The 23,162-nt window shown below is 64.2% G+C and carries 15 protein-coding genes; 11 read left to right on the forward strand and 4 right to left on the reverse strand.

Annotated elements, in window-relative coordinates; all coding sequences use genetic code 11:
- The first annotated feature begins 103 nt into the window (after positions 1–103).
- Both dnaQ and E3U47_RS15740 read left to right on the forward strand, forming a co-directional pair.
- Complete coding sequence (gene dnaQ, locus E3U47_RS15735; protein WP_134692602.1) at positions 104–859, forward strand: DNA polymerase III subunit epsilon; 756 nt, start codon at positions 104–106, stop codon at positions 857–859.
- 150 nt (positions 860–1,009) lie between these two features.
- Positions 1,010–3,232: an arginine/lysine/ornithine decarboxylase gene (locus tag E3U47_RS15740; protein WP_134692603.1), complete on the forward strand. Its 2,223-nt coding sequence runs from the start codon at positions 1,010–1,012 to the stop codon at positions 3,230–3,232.
- Here the strand turns inward: E3U47_RS15740 and E3U47_RS15745 are convergent.
- Positions 3,216–3,434: a hypothetical protein gene (locus tag E3U47_RS15745; RefSeq protein WP_134692604.1), complete on the reverse strand. Its 219-nt coding sequence runs from the start codon at positions 3,432–3,434 to the stop codon at positions 3,216–3,218. The genes E3U47_RS15740 and E3U47_RS15745 overlap by 17 nt on opposite strands.
- A gap of 158 nt (positions 3,435–3,592) precedes the next feature.
- On the opposite strand from E3U47_RS15745, the gene E3U47_RS15750 reads away from it, so the two are divergent.
- A complete protein-coding gene (locus E3U47_RS15750) occupies positions 3,593–4,153 on the forward strand; it encodes an NADPH-dependent FMN reductase (RefSeq protein ID WP_134692605.1) in 561 nt (186 codons plus the stop codon).
- Positions 4,154–4,231: 78 nt separating this feature from the next.
- Here the strand turns inward: E3U47_RS15750 and phnX are convergent, their stop codons facing one another.
- Positions 4,232–5,059, reverse strand: a complete 828-nt coding sequence (gene phnX, locus E3U47_RS15755) for a phosphonoacetaldehyde hydrolase (protein WP_134692606.1) — start codon at positions 5,057–5,059, stop codon at positions 4,232–4,234.
- A gap of 33 nt (positions 5,060–5,092) precedes the next feature.
- A complete protein-coding gene (locus E3U47_RS15760) occupies positions 5,093–6,199 on the reverse strand; it encodes a 2-aminoethylphosphonate--pyruvate transaminase (protein ID WP_134692607.1) in 1,107 nt (368 codons plus the stop codon).
- A 113-nt stretch (positions 6,200–6,312) separates the two neighbouring features.
- Here E3U47_RS15760 and E3U47_RS15765 point away from each other — a divergent pair, with 113 nt between their 5' ends.
- The 8 genes from E3U47_RS15765 to E3U47_RS15800 all read left to right on the forward strand — a co-directional run bounded on the left by E3U47_RS15765 (position 6,313) and on the right by E3U47_RS15800 (position 18,386).
- Entirely contained in the window at positions 6,313–7,176 is an 864-nt protein-coding gene (locus E3U47_RS15765; RefSeq protein ID WP_134692608.1) for a LysR substrate-binding domain-containing protein, read from the forward strand.
- Positions 7,177–7,233: 57 nt separating this feature from the next.
- Complete coding sequence (locus E3U47_RS15770; RefSeq protein ID WP_134692609.1) at positions 7,234–8,256, forward strand: AraC family transcriptional regulator; 1,023 nt, start codon at positions 7,234–7,236, stop codon at positions 8,254–8,256.
- A gap of 90 nt (positions 8,257–8,346) precedes the next feature.
- Complete coding sequence (locus E3U47_RS15775) at positions 8,347–12,708, forward strand: dermonecrotic toxin domain-containing protein (protein WP_167659493.1); 4,362 nt, start codon at positions 8,347–8,349, stop codon at positions 12,706–12,708.
- A gap of 122 nt (positions 12,709–12,830) precedes the next feature.
- Positions 12,831–14,477, forward strand: a complete 1,647-nt coding sequence (locus tag E3U47_RS15780; RefSeq protein WP_134692611.1) for an AMP-binding protein — start codon at positions 12,831–12,833, stop codon at positions 14,475–14,477.
- Between the two features lie 12 nt (positions 14,478–14,489).
- On the forward strand, positions 14,490–15,257 hold the full coding sequence (locus E3U47_RS15785; protein WP_134692612.1) for an SDR family NAD(P)-dependent oxidoreductase: 768 nt from the start codon (positions 14,490–14,492) through the stop codon (positions 15,255–15,257).
- A gap of 12 nt (positions 15,258–15,269) precedes the next feature.
- Positions 15,270–16,463: an acetyl-CoA C-acyltransferase gene (locus E3U47_RS15790; RefSeq protein ID WP_134692613.1), complete on the forward strand. Its 1,194-nt coding sequence runs from the start codon at positions 15,270–15,272 to the stop codon at positions 16,461–16,463.
- Positions 16,464–16,471: 8 nt separating this feature from the next.
- The gene (locus E3U47_RS15795) at positions 16,472–17,599 is read left to right on the forward strand and encodes an acyl-CoA dehydrogenase (protein WP_134692614.1); all 1,128 of its coding nucleotides are present in this window, start codon (positions 16,472–16,474) and stop codon (positions 17,597–17,599) included.
- A gap of 13 nt (positions 17,600–17,612) precedes the next feature.
- Positions 17,613–18,386: an enoyl-CoA hydratase gene (locus E3U47_RS15800; RefSeq protein WP_134692615.1), complete on the forward strand. Its 774-nt coding sequence runs from the start codon at positions 17,613–17,615 to the stop codon at positions 18,384–18,386.
- Positions 18,387–18,423: 37 nt separating this feature from the next.
- Here E3U47_RS15800 and E3U47_RS15805 read toward each other — a convergent pair whose 3' ends face one another.
- Positions 18,424–23,031, reverse strand: a complete 4,608-nt coding sequence (locus E3U47_RS15805; protein WP_134692616.1) for a hypothetical protein — start codon at positions 23,029–23,031, stop codon at positions 18,424–18,426.
- Between the last annotated feature and the right edge of the window lie 131 nt (positions 23,032–23,162).

The following is a 23,162-nucleotide window of genomic DNA, read 5'->3' on the forward strand; positions in this document are numbered from 1 at the left end:
GGGTCTGATGTGTGGCTGCTCTTTCTTGTGGCTTGAAGCTTGAAGCTTGCCGCTTGAGTTATACTCCCGCTCCGAATTCAAGCCCCGCCAGTTGGAGTCACCCGTGGAACAGCAGCAAGACCAGCGCCTGGTCATCCTCGATACCGAAACCACCGGCATGCCGGTGGGCGAAGGCCACCGCATCGTCGAGATCGGTTGCGTCGAGGTCATGGGCCGGCGCCTGACTGGGCGGCATTTCCACGTCTACCTGCAACCGGATCGCGAAAGTGACGAGGGCGCCATCGGCGTTCACGGTATCACCGACGCCTTCCTGGTTGGCAAGCCGCGTTTCGGCGATGTGGCGGACGAGTTCTTCGAATTCATCCAGGGCGCCACCCTGGTCATCCACAACGCAGCGTTCGACGTTGGCTTCCTCAACAACGAATTCGCCCTGCAGGGCCAGCACGACCGGGCCGACATCACCCAGCACTGCACCATTCTCGATACCCTGATGATGGCGCGCTCGCGCCACCCAGGGCAGCGCAACAGCCTCGATGCGTTGTGTAAACGCTACGGCATCGACAACTCTGGCCGTGAACTGCACGGCGCGCTGCTCGACTCGGAACTGCTGGCCGACGTCTACCTGGCGATGACCGGTGGCCAGACCAGCCTGTCGCTGGCCGGCGAGGGGGCCGGCGGCGAGGATGGCCAGGGCAGTACCGGCAGCGAGATCCGCCGCATCAGCGGGCGTGCGCCGGGGCGGGTGATCGTGGCCAGCGAGGAAGAGCTCGCAGCCCATGCCGAGCGCTTGGCGGCCATTGCCAAGTCGGCCGGTGGGCCGGCGATGTGGCAGGTGCTGACCGAGCCAGCCGCCAGCTGATGCACTGAACAGTACCGGCCTTATCGCGGGTCCCCCCCCCAGCCCTTGGTGACAGTCCAGGGCTTGTGGGAGCGGCGGTGCGCCGCTGCGACTTGCCCCGCGACTGCATCGACTACCCTGAGGGAAATTACCCGCAGAGGTAGCCGCCCGATGTACAAGGACCTCAAGTTCCCAATTCTTATAGTCCACCGGGCGATCAAGGCCGACAGCGTTGCTGGCGAGCGAGTGCGCGGCATCGCCGAGGAACTCGCCCAGGACGGCTTCACCATCCTCGCCGCCGCCGACCAGGCCGAAGCGCGCCTGGTGGCCGCCACCCACCACGGCCTGGCCTGCATGCTGATCGCCGCCGAGGGCGCCGGCGACAACAGCCGCCTGCTGCAGAACATGGCCGAGCTGATCCGCCTGGCCCGCCTGCGCGCGCCCAACCTGCCGATCTTCGCCCTTGGTGAGCAGGTCACCCTGGAGAACGCCCCGGCCGAAGCCATGGGCGAGCTCAACCAGTTGCGCGGCATTCTCTACCTGTTCGAAGACACCGTGCCGTTTCTCGCCCGCCAGGTGGCGCGGGCTGCGCACAACTACCTCGACGGCCTGCTGCCGCCGTTCTTCAAGGCCCTGGTGCAGCATACCGCGCAGTCCAATTATTCCTGGCATACCCCGGGCCACGGCGGTGGCGTGGCCTATCGCAAGAGCCCGGTAGGGCAGGCGTTTCACCAGTTTTTCGGCGAGAACACCCTGCGCTCGGACCTTTCGGTGTCGGTGCCGGAGCTGGGTTCTCTGCTCGATCACACCGGCCCCCTGGCCGCCGCCGAAGCCCGGGCGGCACGCAACTTCGGCGCCGACCACACGTTTTTCGTCATCAACGGCACCTCCACCGCCAACAAGATCGTCTGGCACGCCATGGTCGGCCGCGACGAGCTGGTGCTGGTGGACCGCAACTGCCACAAGTCGGTGGTGCACGCGATCATCATGACCGGCGCCATTCCGATCTACCTGTGTCCTGAGCGCAACGAACTGGGCATCATTGGGCCGATCCCGCTCAGCGAGTTCAGCCCGGCATCGATCCAGGCGAAAATCCAGGCCCATCCGTTGGCTCGAGGACGTACGGCGAAGATCCGCCTGGCGGTGGTGACCAACTCCACCTACGACGGGTTGTGCTACCACGCCGGGCTGATCAAGCAACTGCTTGGCGCCAGTGTCGAAGTGCTGCACTTCGATGAGGCCTGGTTCGCCTACGCCGCCTTTCACGAATTCTTCGCCGACCGCTATGCCATGGGCACGGCACGGGCGGCAGGCGACCCACTGCTGTTCAGCACCCATTCCACCCACAAGCTGCTGGCCGCCTTCAGCCAGGCGTCGATGATTCATGTGCAGGACGGCGCGGCCCGGCAGCTGGATCGCGACCGCTTCAACGAAGCATTCATGATGCATATCTCGACTTCGCCGCAGTACAGCATCCTTGCTTCGCTGGATGTGGCTTCGGCAATGATGGAAGGGCCGGCGGGCCGTTCGCTGCTGCAAGAGATGTTCGACGAGGCCCTGAGCTTTCGCCGCGCCCTGGCCAACCTGCGTGAGCACCTCGCTGGCGATGACTGGTGGTTCAGTATCTGGCAGCCACCGGCGATGCAAGGCATGGATGCGGCGGATTGGCTGCTGCATCCGGGCGCGCCGTGGCATGGCTTTGCCGAGGTCAGCGACGACTATGTACTGCTCGACCCGCTCAAGGTCACCCTGGTGATGCCCGCGCAGGGCGAGCATGGCATCCCGGCGGCGGTGGTCAGCAAGTTTCTCTGGGAGCGTGGGCTGGTGGTGGAGAAGACCGGGCTGTACAGCTTCCTTGTGCTGTTCTCGATGGGTATCACCAAGGGCAAGTGGAGCACCCTGCTCACCGAACTGTTGGAGTTCAAGCGCCACTACGACGGCAATACCCCATTGAGCGAAAGCCTGCCCAGTGTGGTGGCGCAGCAGCCAGCGCGCTACCAGGGCCTGGGGTTACGCGACCTGTGCGCGCAGTTGCACGGTTTTTACCAGGGCAATGCCACGGCCCGGCAGCTCAAGCCTGTGTTCACGGTGCTGCCAGAGGTGGCGATGACCCCGGCCAGGGCTTACGACCAGATGGTGCGCGGGGAGGTGGAGGCGGTGCCGATCGAGCAACTGCTGGGGCGTGTTTCAGCGGTGATGCTGGTGCCGTATCCACCGGGCATTGCGCTGATCATGCCGGGTGAGCGTTTTACCGAGGCAAGCCGGACGATTCTCGACTACCTGGCCTGTGCCCGGGCTTTCGACCAGGGCTTCCCAGGCTTCGTCGCCGACGTGCACGGCCTGCAACGCGCGGGGCAGTTGTATACGGTGGACTGCGTCAAGGAATGCGAATGATCTCGACGCCGGTCTGGGCCAGTTCGAAGCGATCCTCGCCCAGGTGGTTGACACGGTCGCCGATGGCCAGCCGGTAACTGGTGATCGGCGCGCCCAAGGTGCTGCCATCGGCCTGCAGGGTCGACTCCTGAAACTCATGCACGGGATAGATGCGGCCTTCGGCGTCGCGGGCGTGGAACTGGCCGACCATTACTGCTGCCATTTAGGTGGAAACCTCTGAAACGTGTAGGAAATGTCTGTACCCATAGACCAGCGAAACGCCCGGGAAGTTTTCCGCCGGGCGGAAAAAAAACCTGGGGCCGAGGAACGGTCATCTATAACTACTAGGTCCCAATCCCCCAGTAGAGGTTGCAAAACGCCATGAGCCAGGTCTATTCGGTAGCGGTTGTCGTCGGCAGCCTGCGCAAGGACTCCTACAACCGCAAGGTGGCCCGCGCGTTGGCCGAGCTGGCGCCGTCCAGCCTGGCCCTGAGGATCGTCGAGATTGGCGACCTGCCGTTGTACAACGAGGATGTCGAGGCCGAGGGCGCCCCCGAGGCGTGGAAGCGTTTTCGCGACGAGATCCGTCGCAGTGACGCGGTGTTGTTCGTGACCCCGGAATACAACCGTTCGGTGCCGGGCGGGCTGAAGAACGCCATTGACGTCGGCTCGCGGCCCTATGGCCAGAGCGTTTGGAGCGGCAAGCCGGCGGCGGTGGCCAGCGTCTCGCCGGGGGCGATCGGCGGCTTTGGCGCCAACCATGCGCTGCGCCAATCGCTGGTGTTTCTCGACATGCCGTGCATGCAAATGCCCGAGGCGTATATCGGCGGGGCCGCGACGCTGTTCGATGACAGTGGCAAGCTGAATGACAAGACCCGGCCGTTCCTGCAGGGGTTCATCGACAAGTTTGCCTCGTGGGTGAAGCTGAACCGGGCGGTCTGAGCCGCCAGGCATCGCGGGGCAAGTCGCAGCGGCGAACCGCCGCCGCGACTTGCCCCGCGCTGATTCTCGACATCAGGATCAGGCGCCCTGCGGCATCTCCCCCTTGGCCAGCCGCCGGTTGATATCGGCGATCACCTCGGGTAGCTCGTTGATGGTGTCAATCAGGTAGTGCGGGCGCGACCCTGCAAACATCGCGTGAATACGCTTGCGCTCGCTCTCCAGCTTTTCCGCGCTCAAGGCGCGGTAACCTTCCCAGGTCAGCCCCAGGGCATTGCCCGAGCACACCAAGGCCACGGTCCACATCCCGGCACGGCGGCCTTCGAGAATACCCGGCACGGTGTCGTCGACCTTCACGCAGGCCGCCACATCGTCTATCCCCAGGGCAATCACGTTGGCCAGGGCCTGGGCCGGCCATGGGCGGCCGTTCGGAGTCTCGTCGGTGGCCACCACGTGGTCGGCCACATAACCGTTTCGCGCCGCCAGTTCCACCACCTTGTCCATCACCACCTTGGGGTAGCCCGAGCACGAGCCGATCTTCAAGCCGTCCTGGCGCAGCCCGGTCAGGGTCTCCAGGGCGCCGGGGATCAGCGCCGAGTGCAAGGCGATTTTCTCGATCTGCAGTGGCATGAAGCGTTCATAGATGGCGGTGACGTCGTCGTCGGTCGGCGTGCGGCCGAACACCTGGCGGTAGCGCTCGGCGATTGCCGGCACGTCGCACAGGGTGCGGATGTGGTCCCACTTGCCCATGCCCATGGGGCCGCGGGCTTCTTCGATGGACACCTGCACGTCGAACTCGGCGAAGGCCTCGACGAAGATCTGCGTGGGGGCGAATGAGCCGAAGTCGACCACGGTGCCGGCCCAGTCGAGGATGGCGGCTTGTAGCTGGGTGGGGTTGTTGTAGTTCATGGGCGCAGTTTCCTTGAATTGGCTAGGCAGGGGTCAGATATCCAACACTTCCATTTCCCGCAGCACGTCGGCCACGGCGTCCACGGCGGCTTGCATGCCGGCGGCGCCGACCACGCCGATGCAGCCGACGCGGAAGGTCTCGACTTGGGTCAGCTTGCCCGGGTAGAGGATGAAGCCCTTGGCCTTGACCCGCTCGTAGAAGTCCTTGAACTGATAGCGGGGGTCTTTCGGGGCATGGAAGGTGACGATGATCGGTGCCTGGATCGCGGTGGGCAGGAAACTGCGCAGGCCGATCCTGGCCATGCCGTCGAGCAAGGTCTTGCAGTTGTCGGCATAACGTTGGTGGCGGGCGGGCAGGCCGCCTTCCTCGTTGTACTGCAGCAATGCTTCGTGCAGGGCGGCGACCACGTGGGTCGGTGGGGTGAAGCGCCATTGGCCGGTCTTGGCCATGTAGGCGTGCTGGTCGTGCAGGTCCATGGCCAGCGAGTGGGCGTTACCTTCGGCGGCGGCCAGGGCGGTTTTCTCGGCGAAGACAAAACCCATGCCCGGCACGCCTTCCAGGCACTTGCCGGAGGCGGCGATCAGCGCCTCGAATTGCACCTCGCGGGCATCGATCGGCAGTGCGCCGAACGAACTCATGGCGTCGATGATCAGGCGCTTGCCATGGGCCTTGATCACCTGGGCAATTGCCGGTAGCGGGTTGAGGATGCCGGTACTGGTTTCGCAGTGGATCAGCGCGACGTGGGTCACGGTCGGGTCGGCGGCTAGCAGACGCTCGACATCCTCGGCGGTGGTTGGTTGGTCCTCGGCGGTCTCGAAGGTGCTGTAGGTGCGGCCCAGGACCTTGCAGATCTTCGCCAGGCGCTGGCCGTAGGCGCCGTTGATCAGCACCAGCACCTTGCCGTCGCGCGGCACCAGGGTGCCGATGGCCGCTTCCACGGCGAAGGTGCCGCTGCCTTGCAGGGGCACGCAGTGATGGCTGGCGGCGCCGTCGACGATTGCCAGCAATTGCTCGCACAGGCTGGCGGTCAACTGGTTGAAGTCGCGGTCCCAGGAGCCCCAGTCCATGAGCATGGCCTGGCGGGTGCGCAGAGAAGTGGTCAATGGACCGGGGGTCAGCAGGATCGGGGCGTTGCTCATTCCGTGGTTCCTCACTTGCGGTGGGCTGGAAACTAGTGGGGCTAGGTTGCAATTCGCTGAATCATCAATCAAATTGTTTGTAGATATGCCAGCCATAAGCAGGGCCGATAGATATGAACCTGTTCCAGCTCCGTGCCTTCGATGCCGTTGCCCGCGAGGGCAGCTTTACCCGCGCCGCCGAGCGCCTGTTCATCAGCCAGCCGGCGGTCACCGGGCACGTCAAGGCACTGGAGGAGCACTACCAGATCACCCTGCTGCGGCGCACCGCGCGGCGGGTCGAGCTGACCGCGGAGGGCACGCGCCTGGCGGCTATCACCCGGGCGATGTTCAGCCTGGCCGAGGAAGCCCAGGCGATGCTCGAGGCCAACCGCCAGTTGCTCACCGGGCGCCTGGAGGTCGCCGCCGACGGACCGCACCGGGTCATGCCGATGCTGGCGCAGTTGCGTGAGCGTTACCCTGGTATCACCGTCAACCTGCGTTTGGGCAACGCCCAGGAAACCCTTGCCGCACTATTGTCGGAACATGCCGACGTGGCGGTGCTGACCGAGATCGAGCCGCGCAAGGGCCTGCATTTGCAAAGCCTGTGCGAGTCGCGCCTGTGTGCCTTGCTGCCGGTGGGGCACCCTTGGGCCAGCGCCACTGGCGACTTACCGCTGATGGCGCTGGACAAGCAGATCATGGTGTTGCGCGAGCCCAGCTCCACTACCCGGCGCACGTTCGACAAGGCCTGCGCCGATGCCTGCGTGCAGCCGCGGGTGCTACTGGAGTTGGACAGCCGCGAAGCCGTCACCGAGGCGGTGGCGGCGCAACTGGGCATCGGGGTGGTGTCGTCCACCGAGGTGGCCCATGACCCGCGGGTGGTAGCGCGCCCCTTGGCTGGGGCCGGCCTGGTCAACCAGCACCTGGTCGGATGCCTGGAGCGACGTCGGGAGCTGCGGCTGATCCAGGCCTTCCTGGGTTTGGCGACAGGCCTGTGATGGTTGTTTATAAAGGCCCGGCCTAAGATGGCCGGCACTGCAACGACAGGACCATCGATGAGCGAGAAAGACACCATTTCCATGCAGCTGGTGCGTGAAGCCTTGTTGCAGACCTGCCCGCACGGCGAGCCCGATGCCGGCTTGTTGGCCCGCGCCGGCATTGCCGTCGAGCAGTTGCACCTGCCCGCGGCGCGGGTCAGCGCCGAGTCCTATGCCCGGCTCTGGCGCTTGCTGGCGCGGCGCTGCAACGACGAGTTCTTCGCCATGGACCCGCGCGGCCTGCGCGGCGGCAGCCTGGCATTCCTGTGTCGGGCGAGCATGGCCCAGCCAACCCTGGGCGCGGGGCTGGAAACGGCGTTGGCGTTCCTGTCGCTGATGCTCGACGACCTGCAGCCTGGCCTGCTGCGCCAGGAGGGGCTGGCCGAGATCGTCATCAATGAGCCGCGCGATGAACCGCGCCGCGCTTTCACATACTTCACCTTCTGGATGATCGTGCATGGCGTGGCCTGCTGGCTGGCAGGGCGGCGCATCCCGATCCTGGCCATCGACCTGCGCTGCGCCGAGCCGCCGTTCTGCGACGACTACCGGGTGATGTTTTCGGAAAACCTGCAGTTCGAGCGCCCGCGCACGCGGATGATCATCGCCGCCGATTGCCTGGACTTGCCGCTGCGTCGCAGTGAGGAAGAACTGCAGCGTTTTCTCGCCGAGGCGCCGGGTAACATCCTGGTCAAGTACCGCGACCCCGCCAGCCTGGGCCGGCGCATCCGTACCGACCTGCTGCGCCTGGACCCAGGCAGTTGGCCGGATGCCGATGAGCTGGCGCGCCAGCTATGCCTGTCGCCTTCGACCCTGCGTCGGCGCCTGGCCGAGGAAGGGCAAAATTACCAGGGCCTTAAGGATAGCGTGCGGCGGGAGTTGGCAATCGCCTGGCTGAGCCAGGACCACCTGGCCATGGGCGAGATCGCCGAGCGCTTGGGCTTTGCCGATAGCAGTTCGTTCTACAAGGCCTTTCGCAAGTGGTTCGGCTGTAATCCGGGGCACTACCGCGCGCTGATTCAGGCGCGCGATGGCGGGCGTTGAAGGTAGGGTGTCGGCTGGTGGGTTTCCCGCTGATGTGTCACGTCCAAAAGCAGCAGCATGGTGGACCGACCATTGGCCAAGGATCATGCCATGCACCTGTTGGACTCCCCGTCCCCGCAAACACCGCCCCCTGAAACGGACAATGCCCTCGATGATTTCATCGGGACACGCTTGCCAGACTGGCTCAAGCGTGCCTCCAGCAACCAGATCAGGCGCCTGCGCGAAGCGTTGAGCGCACACCAGGCCAGTCAGGCACGCCTGCGCGGGCGCACCCTCCAACTGCCGCCGTTGCAGCGCTTCGCCAAACAGCACTTCGCCACGCTGTTGGCCAAACCCTTGCCTGACGGCGTGGCTTTCGAGCAACTCGAGTGGCTGACGGTGCTGCCCGAGTTCACTGATCTCCCGCTACAGGGCATGCCTGCGTATGGGCCGCGCGAAACGCGCGAAAGCGGTCTGCTGCGGTTGATGCACAACTTCGCGGACGGTACCTCTTTCTACGACGGCTCTGGGTTGGTAGCGGCGGGCCAGAGCGAGGTGCTGTCCAAGCCCGGCAACGAGCTGGTTCAGGCATGCCGCCAGCTGGACGTGGGCCGCCTGTATCAGCTCGAACTTGCGCGAACCTACGATGCGGCGACCCAGGAGTTGTTGGCGCAGGACAAACGCTCCGGGCTTCGCCTGGCAACGGAAATGGCCGCCCTCAATGGCCAGATCAGCGCCGCCGAGCAACTCGCCCTGCGGGAATTGCTCGATACCGAGCAGGTCCATACCCAATACGAGCTCAAGGGGTACCCGGGCTTGATGCAGATGCTCGGGCAACCGGTTGCCGATGGCGTGCTGATCCACCTGCGTGACCGTCATGGCGCCGAGCGGGGCGTGCTGGCCTACCTGCCCAGCGATCCTATCCAGCCGTTGCGGCGCTATGCCTCCAGCGCGGCGATGAACGCGGCGCTGGCCGTCGAGCTGAAAGCGCCAGGCTATCGGGCTCACTTCACGCGGCTGATCAGCCTCGAACGACGGGCCGAATTCGTCGACACCTTGGCCAAGCGCTTGCAGGATAACGTTGCGGACTTGCAACTGGAGGGCCGGGTGCAAACCGGCGATGTGTTCCAGGCCATGGCCTCCGAGCAGGTACAACGCTTGCAGGACGATGCCCGGCTGCTCCTGGTGCCCACCGCCAATGCCGATGCGGTGGCCGCCAAGGCACGCCGCGATGCCTGGAAAGCGGCCGGCCTGGATCTGCTGAACCTGAGCGGGCTGTTCCTGCCAGCGGTTGGCGCGCTGCTCTTGGCCGGCGTCGTGACGCAAACCCTGGGCGCGGTATTCGAAGGCGTGTCGGAGTGGTCCCTTGGCCACCAGCACGAGGCGCTGGAGCATCTGCTCGGGGTGGCGGCCACGCTGGTCGCCACGGCTGGCACGGTCGCGGCGGTAGCCTTCGTGCGCTGTGCCTATCTGGAGGCCATGGAATGGGTCAGCAGCGATGGCGAAACGCTGCGGCTGTGGCCGAACGACCTGGAAGCCTTCGCCGTGTCCCCTGAGCATGTCACGTTGCAGGCCGACGGGCGTTTCAGCGATGGTCAGCGCCATTGGATACGCGTTGGTCAGCGTCTGCACGAGCTATACCAGGCCGAGCCCAACGGCGTGTACCGTTTGCGCCACCCGTCACGTCCTGGGGCCTACGAGCCTGTGGTGCTGCACAATGGCGAGCGTTGCTGGCAGCTGTTGTACCACCGTGCGCAGGCCGAGACAGGCGCGGCGCGGATGCTCGATACCTTGTGGCCAGAAGCGCAGTTGCGCAGTGCCGCGCAGGCGCGCTGGATCATGCGCGCGGCGGATGTCGATGAAGACGCGTTGCGCGGCCTGCTGGTCGAGAACCGGCGCACCCCGATCAACTTGCGCGACACGCTGGAGCGTTTCGCCGCCGATGCCCGCATCGAGGCCTTCTTCCAGAGTTTGCGGCAGCTACCGGCTAGCGTGAGTGATCAAGCGCTGCTGCGTGAGTGCCTGGCGCGCCCCGAGGTTGCCGATGCGACGCAGATCCTGGCCAGGCAGTCTGAGTTGCGGGGCGCATTGTTCGAGCATTTGACGCAAGCGCCTGCCGGGGATGATGAACTGGTCCAGCTGTTGAGCAAGACGATTGCGAGCCTGCCGGAGGCCCATGCCCAGGCATTGGCCAGCGAACTCAGCGCTTCACAGCGTGAGCAAGCCTTGGCCCAGGACCGTCTATCCCTGGAGACGCAGACTCGCGCGTTGGCTCTGGCGCGCATGGCCCGTTTCAATCGGGCCATGACAGGTCTGTATGCGCCCAGCGCCTATACCGATGATACTGGCGTGTTGGCCATGACGTTGCTCGACAAGCTGCAGGTTGCTGGCCTACGGTTGACCTTGGGCAAGGATATCGAGCAGTCCGTAGCGCTGGCCGCCGTCGGGGCCGAGGACGACAGTGCCGAACACTGGTTGTTGGTGCGCGACCAGGGTGTGTTCAAGGTGTTCGACGACACGGGGGCACAGCGCGAGGTGGCGGCGAGCGATGACATTTTCGCGGCATTGGTGGGCGTGCTCGATGCACGCCAGTTGTCGAGCACCCTGCAGCTTGAGGGCGAGCAGGCCGCGGCACAGTTGCGTGACAAGCTCCTGGCACAGTTGCCCGAGACGCGACAGGGGGTTGCCAGCCTGCTCGGCTGGCCCGGGCAGCACACCTGGTTCAATCCCGGGCGGCGCTTGGCTGATGGGCGTGTCGGTTACCCGCTCAGTGGGCGGGGGGCGGGGCGATTGTCGCAGCGAGCGATATTGCGTGATGGTCTGCGCCAGTATTTCCCTGGGCTCAACGATGCCCAGCTGGAGCTGGAATTGCAGATCAGGTGGCGTCGAGGCGTGCGGGTAGAAGCGGTGCTGGGGGCGCTGGAGGATGACCTGGCGCAGTTGACCCGGAGCGTCAATGATTGGGTCGGCTTTGCCCTCGATGACGTTTCCCGGCATACCCGCCAGATGTTCGCCGAGCGTCTGCTGCGGGCATGGCGAGGCGTCGGCGATATGCCCATGCACGGCGCGGCGGAGCAACGGTTGGGTTTGCGGCTGTCGTTCTCCGACCTACCGGTTGCCACTTTGCCGGAGCTGCCCCTGCAAGTCGATTTCTTCCATGTGAAAGCACTGGTGATTACCGACGCTCCACTTAGCCATGTGCACGCGGGGTTCATCCGCGCCTTCACCGACGTACAGCGGCTCGACCTGAGCCACAATCACCTGCTGCGATGTCCGGATGGGTTGGGCTATCTGATCAATCTGCGCCGCTTGCGGCTGGTAAGCAACCAGATCCACCTCGATGCCAATGCGGTGGAGGCCCTGAGCCGCCTGCCCATGTTGAGTCATCTCGACCTGAGCGACAATCGCGCGGTCGGCGCATTCGCCCTGCCTTTTCAGCACCTGTCGCAGTTGATCGAACTGCGCATGCGTCGTTGCGGATTGAGCTCCTGGCCCAAGGATATCGCGCTGTGCGATCAGCTTACCTTGGTGGATTTGCGCAATAACGCATTGCGGGGCGCGCCACGGGAGATCCTGAACATGCCTCAGGCGTTTCGCGAGGGGTTCCTTGTGGAGGGCAACCGCATGAGCATGACCGAGCTTGCCAACCTGGCTGCATTCGATCCTATCCGCGAGGCACCGGAGTACGAGCAAGGTCGTGCTGGATGGGTCGGGACGGGGTCGCGCGGGGTGGCTCGCGGGAAAATTTGGGACGCATTGCAAGCACAGGCGGGAAATGTTCCTGTGTTCAACTTGCTCGAAGGGTTGGAGCAGGTTGCAGAGCATAGCTGGCCGAAAGCCTTCCTCGACGAACATGTCTGGCGCATCCTCGCGCTGATGCACGCGGACGCCGGGTTTGCGCAGACGGTTCATGGTTTGCTGCAGCCTGAACCGGTGGGTAACAACCGCGTCATCGAGCAGTTCAGCCGGTTGTTGCAGCGGCACGCCGAGAGCCAGGCAGAGGCTCCCAATACCTCGCTGTCCGGCGCGCAGTTGCTGGCGCTCGGCAAAGGGTTGTTCCGCCTGGCACGGCTGGAGTCCTTTGTGCGGGCAGATATCCCGGCGCGTGGTGTGAACCTCGCGCAGGACGTGCAGGGGATGTTGGCCCTGCGCTACCGGGTCCGGCTGCGTCGCGCGTTGGCCTTGCCGTTTCAGCCTTATCGCCTCTATGAGGTCGGCGTGCCGAGCGTCGAGCAGGCACAGTTGGACGCGGCTCGTAATGCCGTGGAGGCCGCGATCACACCACAGGTCCTGGCCCCGCACCTGTGCCGCTATCTGTTCTGGCAGCGCTTCGTCGAGCGATACGACTCGGCGGCGTTCGCCGCCCTTGCCCCGGCAGCCGATCGCCAGCCCCTGCGCGAGCGTCTGACCCTGGAGTTCATGCAGCGCATGGCGCGTATCGAAGACGATAGCGAGCGTGGCGTGGGGCGCTAGCGGGTAGCGGCCAAACCGGTCATCCAGATTGACAGCTTTGGCCATTGCCGCGACGTAGACGCGGCGCGAACATCGTCGGACCGATGGTTCCACTCCAAAAACAAGAAACCAGGAGTCCGACGATGCGTGATTACGCCGAGGCCGCTCGTGCGTTCGACCCTGCCCAGGCCGCCGCGGCGGCGCTGCATGGCAACCTCGAGTCCCTCAACGCCTGTGTCGAGTGCTGTGACCGGCACATCGGCAGTAACCGGCCCGCCTTGATCTGGGAGGGCCAGGACGGCCAGGGTGATCGCTACACCTTCGAGCAGCTTCAGGCCCTGTCTGCCCGTTTTGCCAATGTCCTCAAAAACCAAGGTGTTCAGGCCGGTGATCGGGTTGCCGGGCTGATGCCGCGCACGCCCGAACTGTTGGTCACCATTCTTGCCACCTGGCGCCTGGGTGCGGTGTATCAGCCACTGTTCACGGCCTTTGGCCCCAAGGCCATCGAGCACCGCCTGCAGCAGTCTCGGGCCAAGGTGGTGGTCAGCGACCGTAACAACCGGCCCAAGCTGGATCAGGTGGCTGGCTGCCCCATTCTCGTCACGGTCGGCGCCGACGCTGGTGAGCTGGACTTCCAGCGGGCGCTGGAGGCGGCGCAGGCAGTTTGCGCGCCGGTCATGCGCCGTGGTGACGATCCGTTCTTGCTGATGTTCACTTCCGGCACCACTGGTCCTGCCAAGCCGCTGGAGGTGCCGCTGCGGGCCATCGTCGCCTTCCAGGGCTACCTGCGCGATGCGGTAGGCCTGCGTCCGGACGACAACTTCTGGAACCTGGCCGACCCGGGGTGGGCCTATGGCTTGTATTACGCGGTTACCGGACCGCTGTCGCTGGGCCATGCCACCACCTTTTACGACGGCCCCTTCAACGTGGAGAGCTGCGCGCGGGTCATCGCCAAGCTGGGCATCACCAACCTGGCTGGGTCACCCACGGCCTATCGTCTGCTGATTGCCGCTGGCGATGCCTTCTCGACACCGGTCAAGGGCCGCTTGCGGGTGGTCAGCAGCGCCGGTGAACCCCTGAACCCCGAAGTGATTCGCTGGTTCGCCGACGAGCTCGGCGTGACCATCCACGATCACTACGGCCAGACCGAGCTGGGCATGGTGCTGTGCAACCACCACGCCCTGCAGCACCCGGTGTTGCAGGGTTCGGCTGGCTTCGCCATTCCCGGCCACCGCATCGTGGTGGTGGACGAGCAGGGCAACGAACTGCCTGCCGGCCAGCCGGGGATCCTCGCGGTGGACCGTGAACAGTCGCCGCTGTGCTGGTTCGCGGGGTACCACGGCCTGCCGACCAAGGCGTTCAAGGGCAAGTACTACCTCAGTGGCGACACCGTCGAGCTGAACTCGGACGGCAGTATCAGTTTCGTCGGTCGCAGCGATGATGTGATCACCACTTCCGGCTATCGCGTCGGTCCGTTCGACGTGGAGAGCGCGCTGATCGAGCACCCGGCGGTGGTCGAGGCGGCGGTGATCGGCAAGCCTGACCCGCAGCGCACCGAACTGATCAAGGCCTTCGTGGTGCTCGGCCAGGGCTATCAAGGGAGTGCCGAGCTGGAGGAAGCCCTGCGTCAACACGTGCGCCAGCGCCTGTACGCCCACGCCTACCCGCGTGAAATCGAATTCGTCGGCGAGCTGCCCAAGACCCCGAGCGGCAAGCTGCAACGCTTCATCCTGCGCAACCAGGAAATCGCCCGACAACAAGCCGCGCAGCCGATCGCTGCCGGCGCCTGAAGGAAAATCACCATGCAAATCCAGAACAGACACTTCATCGTCAGCGGCGCGGCCTCGGGCCTGGGCGCCGCCACCGCGCAGATGCTCATCGAGGCCGGCGCCAAGGTCATGCTGGTCGACCTGAACGCAGAGGCAGTTGAGGCCAAGGCCGCCGAGCTGGGCACAAATGCCCGATTCGCGGTGGCCGACATCAGCGACGAACAGGCGGCCAAGGCGGCCGTCGATGCCGCCGTCAGCGCCTTCGGCGGCCTGCATGGTCTGATCAACTGCGCTGGCATCGTCGGTGCCGAGAAGGTCCTGGGCAAGAACGGTCCGCACGCCTTGGGCAGCTTCGCCAAGGTCATCAACGTCAACCTGATCGGTAGCTTCAACCTGCTGCGCCTGGCGGCAGCGGCCATGGCCGAAGGCGTGGCGGACGAACAGGGCGAGCGCGGGGTGATCATCAATACCGCGTCCATTGCTGCCTATGACGGCCAGATCGGTCAGGCCGCCTACGCCGCCTCCAAGGGCGCCATCGCCAGCCTCACGCTCCCAGCCGCCCGCGAGCTGGCACGCTTTGGCATCCGCGTGATGACCATCGCCCCTGGCATCTTCGAAACCCCGATGATGGCCGGCATGACCGAGGAGGTGCGTGCCTCGCTGGCCGCCGGGGTGCCGTTCCCACCACGCCTGGGCCGTCCGCAGGAGTACGCCGCGCTGGCCCGCCACATCATCGAGAACAGCATGCTCAACGGCGAGGTGATCCGCCTCGACGGCGCGCTGCGCATGGCTGCCAAGTAAGGAGAAATGCACATGACCCTCGCCAATGATCCGATCGTTATCGTCAGCGCCGTGCGTACGCCCATGGGCGGCCTGCAGGGCGACCTCAAGAGCCTGACCGCCGCGCAGCTAGGCAGCGCGGCGATTCGTGCCGCCGTCGAGCGCGCCGGTATCGATGCCGCCAGCGTCCAGGAAGTATTGTTCGGCTGCGTGCTGCCTGCAGGTCAGGGCCAAGCTCCGGCACGCCAGGCGGCACTCGGCGCCGGGCTGGACAAGCACACCACCTGCACCACGCTGAACAAGATGTGCGGCTCGGGCATGCAGGCCGCTATTCTGGCCCACGACCAGTTGCTGGCCGGCAGCGCCGAGGTGATCGTCGCCGGTGGCATGGAGAGCATGACCAACGCCCCGTATCTGCTTGATAAAGCCCGTGGTGGCTATCGCATGGGCCACGGCAAGATCATCGACCACATGTTCATGGACGGCCTCGAGGACGCCTACGACAAAGGGCGGCTGATGGGAACCTTCGCCGAAGACTGCGCGCAGAAAGGCGATTTCAGCCGCCAAGCCCAGGATGCCTTTGCCATCGCCTCGCTGACCCGGGCGCAGGATGCGATCAAGAGCGGCCGTTTCGCAGCCGAGATCGTCCCGGTGGAAGTTACCGAGGGCAAGGAGAAGCGCGTCATCAAGGATGACGAGCAGCCGCCCAAGGCGCGCCTGGACAAGATCCCTCAGCTTAAACCGGCCTTCCGCGAAGGCGGCACCGTCACCGCCGCCAACTCCAGCTCCATCTCCGACGGCGCCGCGGCGCTGGTGCTGATGCGCCGCTCCGAGGCCCAGAAGCGCGGCCTCAAGCCGCTGGCGTTGATCCATGGTCACGCCGCCTTCGCCGACACTCCGGCGCTGTTCCCCACCGCGCCGATTGGCGCCATCGACAAGCTGCTCAAGCGCACCGGCTGGAACCTGGCCGAGGTGGACCTGTTCGAGATCAACGAAGCGTTCGCCGTGGTCACCCTGGCGGCCATGAAGCACCTCGACCTGCCCCATGACAAGGTCAACATCCATGGCGGCGCCTGCGCCCTGGGCCACCCGATCGGCGCCTCGGGCGCGCGTATCCTGGTGACCCTGCTGTCGGCCTTGCGCCAGAACAACCTGCGCCGTGGCGTGGCGGCCATCTGCATTGGCGGTGGCGAGGCCACGGCCATGGCCATCGAATGCCTGTACTGAGGTGAAGCATGCTGGTAACTGACGAGCAACAACAGATCGCCGATGCGGTGCGGGCGTTCGCCCAGGAGCGGCTGAAGCCGTTCGCCGAGCAGTGGGACAAGGAACACCGCTTCCCTAAGGAGGCCATCGAGGAGATGGCCGGGCTGGGCCTGTTCGGCATGCTGGTGCCGGAGCAATACGGTGGTAGCGACACCGGCTACGTTGCCTATGCCATGGCCCTGGAAGAGATCGCCGCCGGCGACGGTGCCTGTTCGACCATCATGAGCGTGCACAACTCGGTGGGCTGCGTGCCGATCCTCAAGTTCGGCAGCGAGGCGCAGAAGCAGCAATTCCTCGCGCCGCTGGCCAGCGGCGCGATGCTCGGCGCGTTCGCCCTGACCGAACCGCAGGCCGGCTCCGACGCCAGCAGCCTGAAGACCCGCGCCCGCCTGGATGGCGACCACTATGTGCTCAACGGCAGCAAGCAATTCATTACTTCCGGGCAGAACGCCGGGGTGGTGATCGTCTTCGCCGTCACCGACCCGGACGCCGGCAAGCGCGGCATCACGGCCTTCATCGTGCCCACCGATTCACCGGGGTACCAGGTGGCGCGGGTCGAGGACAAACTCGGCCAGCATGCCTCCGACACCTGCCAGATCGTCTTCGACAACGTGCGCGTGCCGGTGGCCAACCGCCTCGGTGAGCAAGGGCAGGGCTACAAGATCGCCTTGGCCAACCTCGAAGGCGGACGGATCGGTATCGCCTCGCAGTCGGTGGGCATGGCCCGTGCCGCCTTCGAAGTGGCCCGTGACTACGCCAACGAACGCCAGACCTTCGGCAAACCGCTGATCGAGCACCAGGCCGTGGCTTTCCGCCTGGCCGACATGGCAACCAAGATCGCCGTGGCCCGGCAGATGGTGCTGCACGCCGCCGCGTTGCGCGATGCTGGGCGCCCGGCGCTGGTGGAGGCTTCGATGGCCAAGCTTTTCGCCTCGGAAATGGCCGAAAAGGTCTGTTCGGATGCCTTGCAGACGCTTGGTGGTTATGGCTATCTGAGCGACTTCCCGCTGGAGCGCATCTATCGCGATGTGCGGGTCTGCCAGATCTACGAAGGCACCAGCGACATTCAGCGCATGGTCATTGCGCGTAATCTTTGAAGGAGCAGTCTGCATGGCATTCGAAACCATCCTGTTGGACATCCATGGCAAGGTCGGCCTGATCACCCTCAACCGCCCGCAGGCGCTCAACGCCCTGAACGCGCAGATCGTCGGCGAGATCAACCAGGCGCTGGATCAACTGGAAAAGGACCCGAACATCGGTTGCGTGGTGCTGACCGGTTCTGCCAAGGCCTTCGCGGCTGGCGCCGACATCAAGGAAATGGCCGAGCTGCAGTACCCGCAGATCTACGTCGATGACCTGTTCAGCGACGCCGACCGCATCGCCAACCGACGCAAGCCGATCATCGCCGCAGTGTCCGGCTTCGCCCTGGGCGGTGGTTGCGAGCTGGCGATGATGTGCGATTTCATCCTCGCCGCCGACAATGCCAGGTTCGGTCAGCCGGAAATCAACCTCGGCGTGCTGCCGGGCATGGGCGGTACCCAACGTTTGACCCGCGCGGTGGGCAAGGCCAAGGCCATGGAACTGTGCCTGACTGGTCGCCTGATGGGCGCCGAGGAGGCAGAGCGTGCAGGTTTGGTGGCGCGGATCGTGCCGCAGGCCGAGCTGCTGGAAGAGGCGCTGAAGGTGGCCGCGACCATCGCTGGCAAGTCGGCCCCGGTGAGCATGATGGTCAAGGAGAGCGTCAACCGTGCCTTCGAAGTGACCTTGAGCGAAGGCGTGCGCTTCGAGCGCCGGGTGTTCCATGCCGCGTTCGCCACCGAAGACCAGAAGGAAGGCATGGCGGCGTTCATCGCCAAGCGCGAGGCGCAGTTCAAGGACCGTTGAGGCCGATGGGGCGCTGGCCGGCCAGCGCCCATTGGGGTCAAAGGTTGAAGAAGTGCGCGCTGGCCGCCGTGGTGGTGATCGGCGCGCGATAGACTTCGGTGACCTTACCGTTGGCCTCGGTCACCCGCGATCCCGCCGCGTGACGTTGGGCGCGGGTTTTCAAGTGGCCTGCGGTGAAGTCGGCCCTGTTGGTGTCCATGGCCGGATAGTGGAAGTGGGCGTACCACAATACCTTGCCGTCATGGCTGATGCTGTATTCGTCGAGAAAGTCGGCGGGGCGTCCCTTGACCCTGGCCAGACGCACGCGGACACCCACGCGAGCCAACTGTATCTGCCCCTGTTCGAGCAGAAACAGTACTTCGGGCATACGCGGCGCCTGCGCCAGGGCAGTTTCGATGCGCAGCTCCGTGGCCTGTCCTTGCACGGCCTCGGCCAGGGTGCGTAGCGCCTTGGCGGTGCCTTCGGCATCCGTACCTTCGATGCCCTCGTCGGTAGCATTGTCTCGGGTCAGCCGGGTCTCGATGGCATCGGCTTGCGCAGTCAGTCGGTCACGCTGATGGAGTATGGACTCTTCGATTTCGATTGGCAGGTAAGCACTGCTGGCGCGACGCACTTTATCCACCTGTTCCCGCACTTCGTTCAACAGCGTGGCGCCTTGCTTCAGCAAGCGCTTGAGGCTGGGGAGGGATGGACCTGGTGCGGCCCTGACAGGTTGGTGCTCCACCCACCTGTCGTCTTCGAGGTGAAAGGTTCGGTTGGTCCCCTCACCGTCTGGTCCAACCAGGTCCACTGTTGTGGCCTGCCCTGGGCGAGGGCGGGTCAGCAACACGCCATGTTCATTGGTATCGATCAGCCCAGGTAGTCGGTGACGCAACTGTTCAAAGGTACTGGTCGGTGGATAGTCGGGTAGCTCGGAGAGCTCGCGCGAGGTCTCTTGTTGGACGTGCTCCAGCCCGCCTTGCAGGTGTTGGAGCGTTTCCAGGGTTGCAGCGTCTGTCACCTCCTTGCGCAGGTTGGCCAACTGACGCTTGGCTGTCTGCAACTGTTCCTTGATGCTGTACAGCAACCGGATCTTGGCCTCGTCATTTTCGCCGGACAAACCAAGGACGGTCTTGAGTTGGGTAATACCCAGTTGGAGATTGTTCCAGAACCGGTCACGCCAGGAGGCGGCCATGGAGGACAGTGGATGCAGTAACTTCAAGCGACTGACATGATTCTCCATCTGACGGAAACGCAGCGTGAGTTCCGTTTGTGCGTTGGCGGGCACACTGGCAGCCAGGTTGCGCCATGTGACGATCTTTTCGAAGCGAGGCCCTGCCAGTTTACTGAGCTCCGTATGGCCGTAACGCAGGCTCGCATTGTTTTTGAGCATCTGTTCGATCAACAGGGACTGTTGGTTCAAGCGCTGGGTGGCAATACGCACGTCTGCCTCGGTAAGCGTTTGCCCCCATTGTTGTTGCTCGACAAGCGCCAACAGCTGTTTGCGACCGGGCGTGAAGCGTTGCTTGAGGATCTTATGCAGTACCAACTGACAAAAATTTTCCTGACGCAGCGCGGCGGCGTGAGCCATCCTGTAGTTTTTTACAGGCTCCAGGGCGTTGCGTGTTTTGATGTGCTCCAGGTGATCGGTCCAGAACGTGACAATGGCGCTGAGCTTGGCCTGGCATGAGCTGAGTACGGTGTCATCCTGGGTGGTGGAGATCAGTCCTTCGATGGTGACCATCTCCCGCGCTTTTGCCTCGTAAAGGGCCTTGTCCGCTCTGATCAAGGCATCGGCAGCTGCCAGTGCCGCCTGTTTGTCCAGGCGCATTTGGTTCAACTGCTCGGTAATCGGCATGCCGCCCTTGCCTTTGAAGTACACGGAGAGATCCAGCCTCCAGCGCCCTAGTTCATCGCGCTGCACCCAGGGGCCAGGTTTGAGGTCCGGACCCACGATCCGCATCTGCAATCGGTCCGGGTCCCGCTGTACTTCGTACACCTGACGTATCGGTTGGCGGTAGGGCTTGCCGTCTCGGGTCTGGAGCTGGGTATGGGTGAGTACCGTGTAGAGCCGGTTGTTGTGAAGGTAGAGCCCTTGCAGTTCGCCGGTTGGGGTAGGTGTACCCAACCCAGATTCCTTGACATCGGCCTGCAACAGGTCCAGTTGCCCTTGCTGGCTGTTGCTGAGGCTTCTGTCGGGGGTGGACCAACTGAAGTCCAATGGCTCCAGGGCCGTGACCAATTGAGCGGTGACAGGAAGCTCAGGTGCTGCAGGATCAGGATCGGCGAGCGGAGGCGTCAAGGCAGGAGGCATGGCTTCCTCCTCCAGCCGTCGACGAAACAGCGAATGGGAAAACAACAACATGGCGATGTTCACCAGCAGGTTGACCATGGCCAATCGATGGTGGGTCGGCTCGTGCTCGGCGTCGGTGTCCACGAACTGAGCGAGCGCAACTTCCATTTGCGCAAGCCAGGCCACCTTGCCCAAGGTGCTGCCAGCCAGGGGCAGCAAGGTATTGAACAGCAACCAGCCAAGGTTTACCCATCGGTTCCAGCGTGCTTGCGCGCTACTGACGGAGGCTTCTTCGAAGCGTGCGATTGACTCATTGACACAGGCCAGGTAGAGCGCCTCGCCCAGATTGGCCGGTGGTGGCTCGACGGGGAAGGTGACTGCAGCTGGTTTGCCGAACGGTATGGCGCTGGTGTCATCCATGGGCAGGAAGAGATGAGGCTCGAGGAAACCACCATGGGCATAGGGCCTGCGATCCTCGGCAGGCAAGCGCTCCAGCAGGTCGTCCTGCAATTGGCCTGGCGTACTGATGGCGACAAACAGCGCCAGCCGATCCTTGAAGTACAGCAGCGAGTCCTTGTGTAGCGGTCGATACAACAGGCACGCCGCGCCGGCGGGCACCTGCGCCTCGATCAACCAGGTATTGCGCGGTGAGTCCACCGCGCGACCAGGCGCCTTGATGAAGCCCAGGCGTCGTATCACCCATCGAGTGCTATCGGGCGCCGAGGTCTGGGCAAGCGCCTCGGCGATGCGCTCGGCAACGTCTGGATCGGGTATCTGGCCTTGCAGGTGCAACTCCATGGCCAATGCCGGCAGTTGTGCGCGTAACTGTGCCAGCAGCAGGCGCTGGCGTTCGGCATGTTGCTCGGTATCCTCCAGCAGCTTGCGGCGCAACAAGGCGGGATACGCGGTGCCAATATCCAATTCGGTGACCAATTTTCGCAGATAGCGCTCGCTCATCCAGGCCGGCAGTGGCGTCGCGGTGGTGGACGTCAGGGTGACGCGCCCAGCTTGGAGTTGGCCCAGGTTGCCGATGGCCAACTGAGCGCAGGTGAACGTGACGGGGGTCTCGTCGTTGGAGGATACGATAGAGCCTTGGACGGGGAGTGCCGCGGCAATGACCTGATAATTGGTGATTCGAACCTGTTCGGCGGTACAGGCCGTACCCGGGTGGTCCGCGGCGAAGCGCGCGTTCAATTGCTGGTTGGCGAATGTTTCAGCGTCCGGTACATCCTTCAGCCAGGATTGGCCGTCGGCCTGTTGGTAGGTTTGCGCAACATTGACCAGCAGCGTGCTGTAGCGCATCAACGGGCGACTCTTGGCGTTCTGTAGCCAGTCGGGCAACTGCGCGTCGAGCGCCCGGCGCTGGGCGGCCTCGGTCTCGCTGCACATGTCGATCAACGAGGTGAGGCGATCCATGTCCATACTCATCGTGATGGCGTCGAACGTACCCTGGTAGGTGCTGGCGGTCTGTTCGATAACCCGCAGTTGCTGGCGTAGTAACCCCAGCGCCTGGTTTTCGAAGACTGAAGGGAATTGGTAGTCGATCTCGACGCGATAGGGGCTGCCGAATTGCAGGCTGTTACGGTAGTCGCGGATCCCCGCCAGGATGGTTTGCCGTGACTCGAATCTGAGCAACTTGCCGCTCAGGGTGTAGAGCAGTGTCAGGTTGCGTGTGGGATCGGTATCGACGTGTTCGATCAGCAGGGTGCTGGCCAGGTCGATATCCAGGTCGCCGTCGGCGGAAAAGTCGGCGGCCAGGCCGGCCACGTTGAGCGCCTGGGTATTCTGCCACTTGCTGCGGGTCGCCGCCTCAGGATAGGTATGCACCAACCTGGCGGCGGCCAAGGCAAAGCTGGGCCACTCGCCGGTCTTGGCCTTGTTATCGATGGCCTCCAGCATGTGCTTGCTCAGATAGTCGGCGTACCAGCGCCAGGGCGTTTGGCCCTTGTCGTCGAAGCGGTGCCAGTAGCCCACCAGCTGTTGTTGATAGGCGTTCAGTAGCAGCGGTCCCGCTTCGTTGATCAGCAATTCGACCTCATGCAGGTCGATGGCGAGCCTGGCGGCCGGGTCGCTGTCCAGGCGGGTGGTGAGAAAGTCAGCATCGTCATTGAGGTTGAGGGTTTCGCGTTGGCAATAGCGTTCGATCAGTACCTGGCCAAGGGGGCGGATCCAGGCCTGGTCGGTGCGCGGGTGGCGGCTATCCAGATATAGCTGGCGTGGGTCGTGCTGGCTCAGTGGCAAGCGCTGTCGCCATTGATCGAGCAAAAGGGTGTCGGCGCTTTCCATGAGGGTGGGGCGGTCAATGAAGCGTTTGGCGACTTCGCACTCGAGGTTGCTGAATTGCGCCAGGCGCTGATGCAGGTTGTCGGTCATGATGATGGGCCTGATGGGAAAGGTTCATGAAGCCCCGTCAGGCGCGCAGGCAGACACTAATGGGCTACTACCCGCACGAATTTGGCTGTTGAGGTCGGCTCGCATCCTTACGGGTATTACGACATTTGTTG

Source organism: Pseudomonas sp. RIT623 (assembly GCF_004519305.1).
Lineage (GTDB): Bacteria > Pseudomonadota > Gammaproteobacteria > Pseudomonadales > Pseudomonadaceae > Aquipseudomonas.